The organism is Metapseudomonas boanensis (genome assembly GCF_018704125.1).
In the GTDB taxonomy this organism is placed as follows: domain Bacteria; phylum Pseudomonadota; class Gammaproteobacteria; order Pseudomonadales; family Pseudomonadaceae; genus Metapseudomonas; species Metapseudomonas boanensis.
Genome location: NZ_JAGTIS010000001.1, coordinates 598,717 through 612,000, shown reverse-complemented (window position 1 = coordinate 612,000; position 13,284 = coordinate 598,717). Strand labels below are relative to the sequence as shown.

9 protein-coding genes are annotated in these 13,284 nt (G+C 64.1%); 8 read left to right on the top strand and 1 reads right to left on the bottom strand.

Going from position 1 to position 13,284, the window contains the following annotated elements:
- The first annotated feature begins 42 nt into the window (after nt 1-42).
- The 7 genes from J7302_RS02865 (at nt 43) to J7302_RS02835 (ending at nt 10,757) form a co-directional block, all read left to right on the top strand.
- Nucleotides 43-351: a DUF485 domain-containing protein gene (locus J7302_RS02865; protein WP_215369943.1), complete on the top strand. Its 309-nt coding sequence runs from the start codon at nt 43-45 to the stop codon at nt 349-351.
- Entirely contained in the window at nt 348-1,994 is a 1,647-nt protein-coding gene (locus J7302_RS02860) for a cation acetate symporter (protein WP_215369940.1), read from the top strand. Before J7302_RS02865 ends, J7302_RS02860 begins: the two co-directional genes overlap by 4 nt.
- 33 nt (nt 1,995-2,027) lie before the next feature.
- The gene (locus tag J7302_RS02855; RefSeq protein ID WP_215369938.1) at nt 2,028-3,263 is read left to right on the top strand and encodes an OprD family porin; all 1,236 of its coding nucleotides are present in this window, start codon (nt 2,028-2,030) and stop codon (nt 3,261-3,263) included.
- Nucleotides 3,264-3,397: 134 nt separating this feature from the next.
- Nucleotides 3,398-5,458, top strand: a complete 2,061-nt coding sequence (gene paaZ, locus J7302_RS02850; RefSeq protein WP_215369935.1) for a phenylacetic acid degradation bifunctional protein PaaZ — start codon at nt 3,398-3,400, stop codon at nt 5,456-5,458.
- Between the two features lie 363 nt (nt 5,459-5,821).
- A complete protein-coding gene (locus J7302_RS02845) occupies nt 5,822-7,147 on the top strand; it encodes an alginate export family protein (RefSeq protein ID WP_215369933.1) in 1,326 nt (441 codons plus the stop codon).
- A gap of 50 nt (nt 7,148-7,197) precedes the next feature.
- Complete coding sequence (locus J7302_RS02840) at nt 7,198-9,342, top strand: methyl-accepting chemotaxis protein (RefSeq protein WP_215369931.1); 2,145 nt, start codon at nt 7,198-7,200, stop codon at nt 9,340-9,342.
- A 185-nt stretch (nt 9,343-9,527) separates the two neighbouring features.
- Entirely contained in the window at nt 9,528-10,757 is a 1,230-nt protein-coding gene (locus J7302_RS02835; protein WP_215369929.1) for a DUF3422 domain-containing protein, read from the top strand.
- A gap of 372 nt (nt 10,758-11,129) precedes the next feature.
- Here the strand turns inward: J7302_RS02835 and J7302_RS02830 are convergent, their stop codons facing one another.
- A complete protein-coding gene (locus tag J7302_RS02830; protein WP_215369927.1) occupies nt 11,130-11,840 on the bottom strand; it encodes a lipoate--protein ligase family protein in 711 nt (236 codons plus the stop codon).
- A gap of 193 nt (nt 11,841-12,033) precedes the next feature.
- On the opposite strand from J7302_RS02830, the gene mexE reads away from it, so the two are divergent.
- On the top strand, nt 12,034-13,275 hold the full coding sequence (gene mexE, locus J7302_RS02825) for a multidrug efflux RND transporter periplasmic adaptor subunit MexE (protein WP_215369925.1): 1,242 nt from the start codon (nt 12,034-12,036) through the stop codon (nt 13,273-13,275).
- Nucleotides 13,276-13,284: the final 9 nt, after the last annotated feature.

Genomic DNA, 13,284 nt, shown 5'->3' with positions numbered 1-13,284 from the left:
CCTCAAAGCACCGCCTCACAATCACAACAAGAGAGAGCAACCATGACCCCGCAAGACCTTGATCGAATCCGTCAGCATCCAGATTTCCTTCAACTGGTTCGCCGCAAGCAGCGCCTGACCTGGTCGCTGACCGCGGCCATGCTGGTGATCTATTACGGCTTCGTGCTGCTGGTGGCCTTCGCCCCCGGCGTCCTCGGCCAATCCCTCAGCGGCGGGGTCACTACCGTTGGCATGTTGGTGGGCGTGGTCATCGTCATTCTCTCCTTCGCCCTGACCGGCATCTACGTGCAGCGCACCAACGCCATACTGGACCCGCTGAACGACAAGCTGAAGCAGGAGTGCGCCCAATGAAAGCCCTGCACAGCCTGTTGCTCGCCGGCGGCATCCTGATTGCCGACAACGCCCTCGCCGCGGAAACCGCCGCGCGTCCGTTGAACTGGAACGCCATTGGCATGTTCCTGCTGTTCGTCCTCTTCACCCTCGGCATTACCCGCTGGGCCGCCCTGCGCACCCACTCGACCGCCGATTTCTACACCGCCGGCGGCGGCCTCACCGGCTTCCAGAACGGCCTGGCGATCGCCGGTGACATGATCAGTGCGGCGTCCTTCCTGGGCATTTCCGCGATGATGTTCATGAATGGCTACGACGGTCTGCTCTACGCCCTGGGCGTACTCGCCGGCTGGCCGATCATCCTGTTCCTGATCGCCGAACGCCTGCGCAACCTGGGCAAGTACACCTTCGCTGACGTGGTTTCCTATCGTCTGGATCAGAGCCCGATCCGTATCACAGCCGCCTTTGGCACCCTGACCGTGGCGCTGATGTACCTGGTGGCGCAGATGGTCGGCGCCGGCAAGCTGATCGAACTGCTGTTTGGCCTTTCCTACCTGCAAGCGGTGCTGCTGGTGGGCGTGCTGATGGTTTGCTACGTGACATTCGGCGGCATGCTGGCCACCACCTGGGTACAAATCATCAAGGCGGTTCTGCTGCTCTCGGGCACCAGCTTCATGGCCTTCATGGTCCTCAAGCACTTCGGCTTCAGCACCGAAGCCATGTTCGCCGCCGCGACCTCCGTGCATGCCAAAGGCACCGCGATCATGGCGCCCGGCGGCTTGCTGTCGAACCCAATCGACGCCATCTCCCTGGGTCTCGGCATGATGTTCGGCACCGCCGGCCTGCCGCATATCCTCATGCGCTTCTTCACCGTTGGCAGCGCCAAGGAAGCGCGCAAGAGCGTGTTCTACGCCACTGGCTTCATCGGCTACTTCTACCTGCTGCTGATCGTGGTCGGCTTCGGCTCCATCGTCATGGTCGGCACCAACCCCGAGTTCCGTGATGCAGCGGGTGCCATCATCGGCGGCGGCAATATGGTTGCAGTGCACCTGTCCCATGCTGTGGGCGGCAGCCTGTTTCTCGGCTTCATCTCGGCCGTGGCCTTCGCCACCATCCTCGCCGTGGTTGCGGGCCTGGCGCTCTCCGGTGCGTCGGCGATCTCCCACGACCTCTATGCCTGCGTGATTCGCAAGGGCAAGGCGACCGAGCGCGAAGAAATGCGCGTCTCCCGCATCGCCACCCTGTGTATTGGCGTGCTGGCGGTGATCCTTGGCCTGCTGTTCGAGTCGCAGAACATCGCCTTCCTCTCCGGCCTGGTGCTGGCCATCGCCGCCTCGGTCAACTTCCCGGTGCTGTTCCTCTCCATGTTCTGGAAAGGCCTGACCACCCGTGGCGCCGTTGCGGGCAGCGTTGCCGGCCTGCTCTCGGCCATCGTCCTGCTGGTACTCAGCCCGGCGGTCTGGGTGAACGTGCTGCATCACGACAAAGCCCTGTTCCCCTACTCCAACCCAGCGCTGTTCTCCATGGGGCTGGCCTTCTTCAGTGCCTGGCTGCTCTCGGTGACCGACAGTTCAGAGCGTGCCCGCGAGGAACGCGGCCGTTACCTGGCGCAATTCATTCGCTCCATGACCGGCATCGGCGCAGCCGCTGCCAGCCGCCACTGAGCCCAGTCGAACCGGATGATGGATATAAGAACAATGACCCACACCCGCATTTCTGCGCTGCTGCTGGCGGCGCTCACCCTGCCCTTTGCCGCGTCGGCCCTGGCAGGCTTCGTCGAAGAAAGCAAAGGCACCCTGGAACTGCGCAACCACTACCTGAACCGCGACTTCCGCCAGGAGGGCGCGGTGCAGTCCAAAGCCGCCGAATGGGGCCAGGGCTTTACCGCACGCCTTGAATCCGGCTTTACCGAAGGCACCGTGGGGGTGGGCCTGGACGCCCTTGGTGAGCTGGGCGTGAAGCTGGACTCCAGCCGCGACCGTCGTGGCACCGGCCTGCTGCCCTTCGGCCCCACCGACAAGGAGCCGGTGGATGACTACAGCGAACTGGGCCTGACCGCTAAGCTGCGGGCCTCCAAAAGCGTGCTGCGCCTGGGCACCCTGCAACCGTTGCTGCCGGTAGCCACCTACAACGACACCCGGCTGCTTTCCTCTACCTTCCAGGGCGGCATGCTGACTTCCCAGGAACTGGAGGGCCTGACCTTCAACGGCGGCCGCCTGACCCGCACTAACCTGCGAGACTCCTCCAGCCGCGACGACATCGGCTACGGTGCAGCCAGCAGCGATGCCTTCGACTTCGCCGGCGGCACCTACGCTATCAACCCGCAGTTGGCGCTCAGTTACTACTACGGCACGCTGGACGACATCTATCGCCAGCAGTTTGCCGGTCTGCTGCACACCCAGCCGCTGCCGGCCGGCTTCACCCTGCGCAGTGACATTCGCTACTTCGACAGTCGCGGTGATGGCAACGAGCGGGCGGGAGAGATCGATAACCGCAACCTCAACGGCATGTTCAGCCTGATCCACGGGCCGCACCGCCTCAGCGCGGCCTTCCAGAGCATGTCCGGCGACAGTGCCTTCCCCTTTCTCAATGGCGGCGACCCGTACGTGGTCAACCTGGTGACCTTCAACACCTTCACCCGCGCCGAGGAAGATGCCTGGCAACTGCGCTACGACTTCGACTTCGCCAGCCTGGGCGTTCCCGGCCTGACCTTCATGACCCGCTATGTCGACGGTCGCAATGTCAAAACGACCACCACCGACGACGGTGAGGAATGGGAACGCGATACCGACCTCGCCTACGTAGTGCAGAGCGGCGGCCTCAAGGGCCTGAGCCTGCGCTGGCGTAACGTGACCTTCCGCTCCGGCAACGGGCTCACCACCGATGTCGACGAAAACCGCCTGATCCTCGGCTACACGCTGGCCCTCTGGTAAGGCACAAAAACCCGTAGGAGCGAGCTCTGCTCGCGAATCAGCTCCGAGCCAGCCCATTCGCGAGCAGAGCTCGCTCCTACCAAACGAAACCACATCGGAGCCCTTCGCTCCGGCCAGTTCACGGAGAAATCCTCATGAGTAACGCCCCCACGCTGCAAAGCTTCATCGGCGGTCGCTGGATCGGCCAGCAAGGCGCCCAGGCCCTGCGCAGCGCTATCGACGGCCAGGCCATCGCCCGCACCCACGAGGAAGCCCTGGACTTCAGTGAGGCCATCGAGCACGGTCGCAAGCGTGGCATCGCCAGCCTTATGGCCCTGGACTTCCAGCAGCGCGCGGCGCGCCTCAAGGCCCTCGCCCTGTACCTGACCGAGCACAAGGAACAGCTCTACACTCTGTCCCGCCACAGCGGCGCCACCCGCGCCGACAGCTGGATCGACATCGAGGGCGGCGCCAGCACCCTGTTCAGCTACGCCGGCGTCGGCGCCCGCGAGCTGCCGTCCGGCAATATCGTCCACGAAGGCCCCGCCATGCCGCTGGGCAAGCAGGGCACCTTCGCCGGCACCCACATCCTGGTGCCGCGCGGCGGCCTGGCCGTGCACATCAACGCCTTCAACTTCCCGATCTGGGGGATGCTGGAGAAGTTCGCGCCGAGCTTCCTCGCCGGCATGCCCTGCATCATCAAACCGGCCACCGCCACCAGCTACCTCACCGAAGCCGCCGTACGCCTGATGCATGCCTCCGGCCTGCTGCCCGAGGGCAGCCTGCAGCTGATCATCGGCGGCACCGGTGACCTGCTCGACCGCCTGCAAGGCCAGGACGTGGTGACCTTCACCGGCTCCGCAGATACCGCCGCCAAGCTGCGCGTAAACCCCAACCTCGTGCGCAACTCCATCCCCTTCAACGCCGAGGCGGATTCGCTGAACTGCGCCATCCTCGCACCGGAGATCACCCCGGGTGATCCGGAGTTCGACCTCTTCGTCAAGGAAGTCGCTCGTGAGATGACGGTCAAGGCCGGGCAGAAATGCACCGCCATCCGCCGTGCCATCGTCCCCGCCAAACATGTCGACGCCGTTGCCAGCAAACTGCGCGAGCGACTGGCCCAGGTGGTGATCGGTGACCCGGCCGTGGAAGGCGTACGCATGGGCGCCTTGGCATCCCACGCCCAGCAAGCCGACGTAGCCGAGCGTCTGGACGCCCTGCTGGCCAGCAGCGACCTGCTGTTCGGCGCCCGCGACGGCTTCGCCCCGCGTGGCGAAGGTGTAAATGAAGGCGCTTTCTTCGCCCCCACCCTGCTGCTGGCCCGTGATCCGCACGCTGAAGGCGGCGCCCATGACATCGAGGCCTTTGGCCCGGTCAGCACCCTGATGGCCTACGACGACCTCGACGAAGCCATAGCCCTGGCCGCACGCGGCAAGGGTAGCCTGGTCGCCAGCCTGGTGACCAAAGACCCACTGGTAGCCGCCAAGGTAGTGCCGCAAGCCGCTGCCCTGCACGGCCGCCTGCATATCCTCGACCGCGAGTGCGCCGCCGAGTCCACCGGTCACGGTTCGCCGCTGCCGGTGCTCAAGCACGGTGGCCCCGGTCGCGCCGGTGGTGGCGAAGAACTGGGTGGCCTGCGCGCCGTGACGCACTACCTGCAACGCGCAGCCGTCCAGGGTTCGCCCACCATGCTGGCCGCCGTGACCCGCGAACACGTGCGCGGCGCCAAGGTGATCGAATCCGAGGTTCACCCGTTCCGTCGCTACTTCGACGAGCTGCAGATCGGCGAGTCCCTACTGACCCACCGCCGCACCGTCACCGAAGCCGACCTGGTGAACTTCGGCTGCCTCTCGGGCGACCACTTTTACATGCACTTCGACGAAATCGCTGCCAAGGAATCCCAATTCGGCAAGCGTATCGCCCACGGCTACTTCGTGCTCTCGGCAGCCGCCGGCCTGTTCGTCTCCCCGGCACCCGGCCCGGTGCTGGCCAACTACGGTCTGGACACCCTGCGCTTCATCAACCCGGTTGGCATCGGCGATACCATCCAGGCCCGCCTGACCTGCAAACGCAAGATCGACCAGGGCAAGAAGAGCCCCAAAGGCGAACCGCAAGGCGTGGTGGCGTGGGACGTGGAAGTCACCAACCAGAACGGCGAGCTGGTCGCCAGCTACGACATCCTCACCCTGGTGCTGAAGCGCCCGGAACAAGCCTGACCGAACTTGCAGCGTGAATTTTCGACCGGTCCCATGGGCCGGTTTTTTTTGGTTTTTACTCCCATATCCCTCCGGTAGAGGGGCCGGGGGTGCGGGATGCCCGGCCCAATTTAGAATCCGCTCAGACTTCCACGCCCCCTCCCCAACCCTCTCCCTGAAAAGGAGAGGGAACGGTCCGTGCAGACACCGCAAAGACGCCGGACTTCGCAGGACTCGGCCGAGCCTACGCTCCGCAGCCCGGATGGAATCTGGCACGCAGCGTCAAACGCTTGGCAAGCAGGCACAAGGCCAGTGACTACCAACTCCTTAGTATCCCGGTCCAGAAACGCTCCCCTACCAATACCTACAAGAAGGAAGCCACGCATGGTCCGGTCCCCCCTGTTTCGTCTTTCAACCCTTGCTCTGCTCATTGGCGCCACCGCGCAGGTCGGCGCCTACGAGCTATACGCCGATGACGACACCCACCTGAACGCCAACCTGGAGGCCATGTTCGGCCTCTTCCACAGCCAGGAGAATTACGCCATCACGGGCACCAAAGACGAAGGCTCTTCGTCCTGGCGCGAGGGTTACGCCAAGTACGGCCTGAGCTTCGACCAGGGGCTGAGTGGGGCCGGCACCGGCTATGGCGCCTTTGGTCTGCTCAGCTCCGGCACCTGGGGCGATGGTGATGCCGCTGGTTTCACTGATGGTTCCGAGCGCACTACCAAGATCGAAGATGCCTACCTCGGCTGGCGCTCCGGCAAGCTGTTCGAAGCGCTGGGCGAAGACGGCGTGGACCTCTCCTTCGGCCGCCAGATGATCGTTGTCGGCGACGGTTTCCTGATCAATGGCGATGCGCTGAACTTGGGTGAAGGCTTGGCCGATGGCGAGTTCGACCGCGGCGGCGCTTATTACCTGGCCGCCCGCAAGAACTTTGACCAGACCGCCGTCCTGCGCCTTGGAGGCCAGACCGGCTGGCGCAGCGACCTGATGTGGTTGAAGTCCGACAACCGCGCCCAGGCCAAGCCGGAAATGCTCGTCGGTACCCTGGAACATGTAGCGGACGCCGGCATGATCGGCCTCACCGCCATCGACATCCGTGACATCGACGAACAATACGCTTCGCCCTTCCAGGCCGAGCGCGCCGGACTGAAAACCTACAGCCTGCGTGGCCAGGGCAATGCCGGCGTGGAAAACCTGTTCCTCTCCGGCGAATACGCCTGGCAGGACAAGAAGCAAAGCGGCAACGAAGACGCCTGGTACCTGGAAGCCGGCTGGACTTTTGCCGACACCCCCTGGAACCCCAGCGTCAGCTACCGCTACAGCCGCTTCTCGGAAGCCTTCGATCCACTGTTCTTTGGCCTCAGCCGCGGCTTCGGCACCTGGTTCCAGGGTGAGGTTGCCGGCAACTACGCCGGTCCCTTCAACAGCAACACTGCGGTCCACCACGTCGCCCTGAAGGCCAGCCCGCTGGAGAACCTGAGCGTGGGCGCCCTGTGGTTCGACTTCAACACCCTGGATACTGACCTCGGCAACTTCGACGGCCGCGAACTGGACCTTTATGCGGAATGGGCCGTGAGCGAGAGCCTGGTGGTCATGCCTTTGGTCGGCCTCTACCAGCCGGACAAGAGCGCGGCCGAAGGCGGCACCCAGCTGGGTAACGACGACCGCAACCTCTACAGCCAATTGGTGTTCTTCACCACTTTCTGATCATATCCGGGGCGGCAGCGCCCCGGCCTTTTGAACTCGGCCCGCCCCGCATGCCCAATAGCATCCTCAGCATCCAAAGCAAGATCACCCTGCTCGCCAGCCTCTGCCTGATCCTGGTCGTAGCCTTGCTGGTAGGGCTTTCGCTGTACCAGACCCGCGCCAGCACGGAACGGGTCAAGGACTCCAGCAGCGCCATGCTGGCCGAGGCCGCCCGCCTCAACCTCCAGGCCCAGGGCAAGGTGCAGGCGCTACAGATACAGCGCACCTTCAACCGCACCCACGACTTTGGCGTTGGCCTGGCGCGGCATCTGCTCTACCTGCGCGAACGGGCCGCCAAAGGCGAGATCAGCTCCCTGGCGCTGCGCGAAGCCCTGACCGAAGCCCTGCGCCAAGCCGTGCAGCAACGGTCCGAATTATTGGGCCTGTTCCTGATCTTCGAACCCAACGCCCTGGACGGCCGGGATGCCGACTTTCGTGGCCGAGGTGACGTCGGCAGCAATGACACGGGGCGCTTCGCCCTCTATTGGTTGCAAGCCAACCCCGGTGAACTACAGGCCGTGCCCGGCGATGAGAAGCTGCTGGCCGACACCTCGCCTGGTCCCAGCGGCGCCCCCTTCAACGCGTTCTTCACCTGCCCTCGGGACAGTCTTCAGATTTGCGTCCTGGAACCCTACTTCGATGCATCGTCGGGGACCCCGAAGCTGGTCACCAGCGTGGCTTTTCCGTTGTTGGAGAACGACCGCACCATCGCCGTGATCGGTCTGGACATCAGCCTCGACAGCCTCCAGCAAAGCAGTCTGGCCAGCAGCCGGGAACTCTTCGAGGGCAACGGCCACGTCAGTATCATCAGCCCATCCGGAGTCATCGCCGCCAACAGCGAGGATGCGACCCAGCTGGGGAAACGCCTCCGGGAACTGCTGCCGGAGCAGGCTACCACGCTGCTCGACTACCAGAGCCGCTCCGAGCCCCACAGCTTCGATGATCCAACCCAGATCAGCGTGCTCGAGCCGCTGGAGCCCATCGGCGGCGCCAAGCCCTGGAGTGTGCTGCTGAGGGTGCCGCATCAGGTATTGCTCGCGCCGGCTCAGAAACTGAAGGATCAACTGGACCACGAGCACCTGCAAAGCTCGGCTCTGGAGTTCACCCTTGGCTTGCTGGCTGCATTGCTCGGAATCGCCCTGATCTGGCTGGCGGCACGTGGCGTCACCCGCCCGGTGCTGCGCCTGGCGGCCATGCTAGAGGACATCGCCGAGGGCGAAGGCGACCTGACCCGACGCCTGGATTATCCGCGCTGCGACGAACTGGGCCGGCTCGCCCTCGCCTTCAATCGCTTTCTGGACAAGCTGCAACCGGTCATTGCCAAGGTCCAGGGCACCGTGCGCGATGCCCGGCAAACCGCCGATCAGTCCGCGCTCATTTCACAGCAGACCAGCGAAGGCATGCAGCAGCAGTTCCGTGAAATCGACCAGGTGGCCACTGCCCTGCATGAGATGTCCGCCACCGCCAACGCCTCGGCACAAAGCGCTGCACAGGCTGTCGATGCTGCCCGCAATGCCGACCTGGCCAGCCGCGAGGGGCTGGGCGTGATTACCCGCACCACCGAGGCCATCCAGGCCCTGGCCCGTGACATGAACCAGGCCATGCAGCAACTCCAGGCGCTGGCCCAGAGCAGCGAACAGATCGGCTCGGTGCTGGAAGTGATCTGCGCGATCGCCGGGCAGACCAACCTGCTGGCACTCAATGCAGCCATCGAGGCGGCGCGTGCCGGGGATGCCGGTCGCGGTTTTGCCGTGGTGGCCGACGAAGTGCGCAGCTTGGCCCAGCGCACCCAGGACCCGGTGGAGGAAATCCGCCAGGTCATCGACGACCTCCAATCCGGCACCCGGGATGTGAGCCACGCCATGCACAGCAGCCATGGCCTGGCCCAGGAAAACGTCGTCCAAGTGCAGCAGGCCGTGGACGCGCTGCAGCGCATTGGCGAGGCCGTCAATCTGATTACCGAGATGAATTTGCAAATTGCCAGTGCCGCGGAAGAGCAAAGCAGCGTCGCAGAAGAAATCAACCGAAACGTCGAGGCGATCCGCGATGTGACCGAATCGCTTTCCGGCCAGGCCGGACGGTCGGCCGAGGTCAGTCACCGCCTCAACGAGTTGGCCAACCATCAGCAAGGCTTGATGAAGCAGTTCCGCGCCTGAAGTTCACAAGACATGGGCGCGTCTCACCGGCAGCCCGTCTGCCAATCCCGTCGCCGTCGGCCTGAGGGGCTACCCGCCCCAACTGGTCGGCGGCACACCACCGCGAAATCGGTCGGAACCTGTGACTGCCTACCCGGGAGTTTGCGTCATCCAGAAAAACAACCTCCTAGCCTGCAGAAGTTTTCATGCACCCACTTCGCAAAGCCCTGCACAACGAACTGCATTCGCGGCCGTCGATCTACTTTCGTGATCCGGCGCATGTCTATCATTTTGCCTTCGCCGATGCCGATGACGTCTGCGATGCCCTGGTCGACCGACTGAATCAGGCCGCCGACGCCTCACTCGCCAGCAATGGTTCGCAAGGCCTGCTCCGCCTCGGCGAAAACACCCTGAAATGGGAACGCCACACCGAGTTCTTCACCCTCACCTTGGTGGTGCCCAAGGCTCCTGGCGACGAACCCTGGCCCCCCCTGCCAGAAGCGCTCGGCCAGTTGGTCGCCGACCACAGGCACCTGCTGATCAACGCCGACCAGGTGCTGGTGGAATCCGAGCAGGACTGGAGCGGTGATCACGCCCACTACGGTTTCAAGGATCCGTCCGGTTCGACGTTGGGTGGCGGCGATGCCATCGCCTGGTCCGACTTCCGCCTGACCGAGGACGGCATCAACCGCATCCTGCTGGTCAACCGCCGGCTCAATGCGTATCGCCTGGGACGAATGATCCGCCGGCTGCTGGAAATCGAGACCTACCGCATGATGGCCTCGCTGACGCTGCCAGTGGCCCAAGCCGTGAGCCTGCAGCTCAAGGAATACGACAAGGAGCTGGCGGCCCTCTCCGACCGCAACGCCGAAGGTACCAGCAGCGCCAAGGCGCTGTCTGCCGACATCGCCTCGCTCTCCGCGCGCATCGTCCGCAGCACAGCGCGTACTCGTAAACGTTTCAGCGCCACCGAGGCCTATTCGCAGATCGTGTTCGAGCGGATTACCGAGCTGCGCGAAGCCCATGTCGGCGACTGCCAGCGGCTGGGAGTATTCATCGAGCGGCGCTTCAAGCCCACCGTGCGTTATTGCGCCGCCACCGACCAGCGCCTCGTGCGGCTGAGCCAGAGCGTGGCCAACCTGGGCGACCTGCTGCAGGCGCGGGTGCAGGTGGAAGTGGAGGAGCAGAACTCGGAGATCCTCCGCAGCCTGAATGCGCGCGCCGATACACAGATCAAGATCCAGAAAGCGGTCGAGGGCCTCTCGATCATCGCCATCAGCTATTACCTGCTGAGCCTGTTCAAGCTGTTCTATGAAGGCCTGCATGGCGTTGGCGTGGACATTTCGGCCAGGACCGCCATGCTCGTCCTGGCGCCGGTGGCTGCGTTGATCCTCGGTGGCATCTTCTTGCGCATCAGGAAGGCCAAGGGGCATTGATCGGGTGACACCCCCTGGATGTCGGGTAGGTGTCGCTGTTCACATCCTCCTCTGCGACCGGGCCCAGCCCTGCAGGAGTGAATTCAAAAGCGAGTGGAAGACCGCAGGTCCGTGCAGACGGCCGCCCTCACCCCCGCCCCGAAGGAAAGGGAGGTATTCGTGCCATACCCGACGAAATCACAAGCAAAAAAAGACCCGGCGCGTAGCCGGGTCAAAAACCGTGATTAGCCTGATGAGGAGATAATCTGATGAGTCCAAACTGGGCCTGTCAGTTTATCCAGCTGGCCGCGAAGCCAGTGATGCGAATAATAATGCTTCTCATTTTATAGTCAAGCGTATTCTCGAAACTTTCGAGCCTGAGGCTCGCCCCCCTCATTCCAGTGCCAGCCCCGCTTCGGCCAACGCCACTCGATAGTCATCCCACAGCCTGTCGACCACTGCCCAGGTATCGGCAATCCGCTCATCCAGCGCGATATGACTCGTGGCACGACAGCGGTCTGGCAGGCCGCACGTCTCGTAAAAGGCATTCACCACGTCTACCATCGACTCGCGCTGGTTCTCCATCAGCACGGCACCGTGGGCCAGCACCACGTGGCAGCCGTCCTCACGTCGGCGGCGCCAGCGTTGGGCGGTACCGACCAGCTTCCGCTGTTCGATGTTGACGTTGTATCGGCCGTCGCAGAAGGCACCATCCACCTCCCCCAACCCGGCATCCAGCCCCAGTTGAGTCAGCCAGTCCAGCATCGGCTGGCACAGCCGCAGGTACGCCCTTTCGATTCGCGTAAGCTCGGCTTCCCTCGGTGGCAGCGCATAGGCAAGTGCCACGTTCAGCACGGCGGGCGACTGCGGGACCGGTTCGCCTCCCGTGTCGCGCAGTGCAACCGGCCAGCCCAATGCTGCACAGCGCGCCTGGGCCTCGTCGAACCCAGCATGCCGGCTCATCCGCTGTGGCATCACCAGCGCGACTTCGACCGGCCGCCAGAACAGCAACCCGCAGCCCACCTCCCCGCGTTGGACCTGATCGAGCAGGCGTCGCTCGGCATCCAGGCCTTCCACCACACCAAACCGGGAAATTCGTTGCATATTGTCAGCGTCCTCGTTTACCCACGCAAAAGCATGGGCCCAGCCTCCTGCGCTGACCAGCCATTACTTCAGCTCGGCCAATATCGCTTACATCACTCCTGATGATATTCACCTTTAGGCCGTTCGATTCGTCTCATGTAGAGCCCCGCCGCAGACTCCGCCCATTCAGAAAAGCAATTGGCGGAGCTGTCTCATGGAAGCATCACACAATAAATTCTGGCGTTACCCCCTGACCCTGGCGGCGGCGGTGGTGCTGGTTGCGTGCGGCAAGGCACCGGAAGCCAACCTTTCGACCGCTGCCCCCAAGGTCAGCGTTGCCGAAGTGATCGAACAGCCGCTCAACGAATGGGACGAGTTCACCGGCCGCCTGGAGGCGCCGGAATCCGTCGATATCCGGCCGCGCGTGTCCGGCTACATTGACCGCGTCGCCTTCGATGAAGGCAGTCTGGTGAAGAAGGGCGACCTGCTGTTCCAGATCGACCCTCGCCCCTTCGAGGCCGAGGTCAAGCGACTGGAAGCCCAGCTGCAACAAGCCCGCGCCGGGCAGACCCGCGCCGTCAACGAAGCCCGTCGCGGCGAGCGCCTGCGACAGAGCAACGCCATCTCCGCCGAACTGGCCGATGCCCGCGCCAGCGCCGCGCAGGAAGCCCAGGCCGCCGTCGCCGCCATCCAGGCCCAACTGGACAACGCCAGGCTCAACCTCAGCTTCACCCGCGTCACCGCGCCCATCGACGGCCGTGTCAGCCGCGCCGAGATCACCGAGGGCAACCTCGTCAACGCCGGCCAATCGCTGCTGACCTCGGTGGTCTCCACCGATAAGGTCTACGCCTATTTCGATGCCGACGAGCGCACCTTCCTCAAGTACGTTGAACTGGCCCGCAAGGCCGGTGCCGACACTCGTGCCGCCAGCCCGGTGTACATGGGCCTGTCCAGCGAGGATGGCAACCCGCACCTGGGCCAGCTGGACTTCCTCGACAACCAGGTCAACCCGCGCACCGGCACCATCCGTGGCCGGGCCGTGTTCGACAACCGGGATGGCCGTTTCACCCCCGGCCTCTATGCGCGCCTCAAACTGGTGGGCAGCGAAACTTACTCCGCCACTCTGATCAAGGACGTGGCCGTCGGCACCGACCTCGGCAAGAAGTTCGTGCTGGTGCTGGGCAATGACAACAAGGTTGCCTACCGCGCCATCGAGCTCGGCCCGAAGCTGGAAGGCCTGCGCATCGTCCGCAACGGCCTGGCCAAGGGCGAGAAGATCGTGGTCAACGGCCTGCAGCGCGCCCGCCCCGGTATGCCAGTGGAACCGCAGGGCGTGCCGATGGCCGACGCAGACACCCTGGCGGCCCTGGCGCGCCAGCGTGAAGCTGTGGCCGGACACAAGGCACCGCAAGTCGCCGTCAAGAATGTGCAGCCGATCCCGGCATCGCGCGGTTAAGAGGCCAGA

Bases quoted from the DNA above. Each gene is read 5' to 3' on its own strand.
- J7302_RS02865 (WP_215369943.1), top strand. From the start codon at position 43: ATGACCCCGCAAGACCTTGATCGAATCCGTCAGCATCCAGATTTCCTT.
- J7302_RS02860 (WP_215369940.1), top strand. From the start codon at position 348: ATGAAAGCCCTGCACAGCCTGTTGCTCGCCGGCGGCATCCTGATTGCC.
- J7302_RS02855 (WP_215369938.1), top strand. From the start codon at position 2,028: ATGACCCACACCCGCATTTCTGCGCTGCTGCTGGCGGCGCTCACCCTG.
- paaZ (WP_215369935.1), top strand. From the start codon at position 3,398: ATGAGTAACGCCCCCACGCTGCAAAGCTTCATCGGCGGTCGCTGGATC.
- J7302_RS02845 (WP_215369933.1), top strand. From the start codon at position 5,822: ATGGTCCGGTCCCCCCTGTTTCGTCTTTCAACCCTTGCTCTGCTCATT.
- J7302_RS02840 (WP_215369931.1), top strand. From the start codon at position 7,198: ATGCCCAATAGCATCCTCAGCATCCAAAGCAAGATCACCCTGCTCGCC.
- J7302_RS02835 (WP_215369929.1), top strand. From the start codon at position 9,528: ATGCACCCACTTCGCAAAGCCCTGCACAACGAACTGCATTCGCGGCCG.
- J7302_RS02830 (WP_215369927.1), bottom strand. From the start codon at position 11,840: ATGCAACGAATTTCCCGGTTTGGTGTGGTGGAAGGCCTGGATGCCGAG.
- mexE (WP_215369925.1), top strand. From the start codon at position 12,034: ATGGAAGCATCACACAATAAATTCTGGCGTTACCCCCTGACCCTGGCG.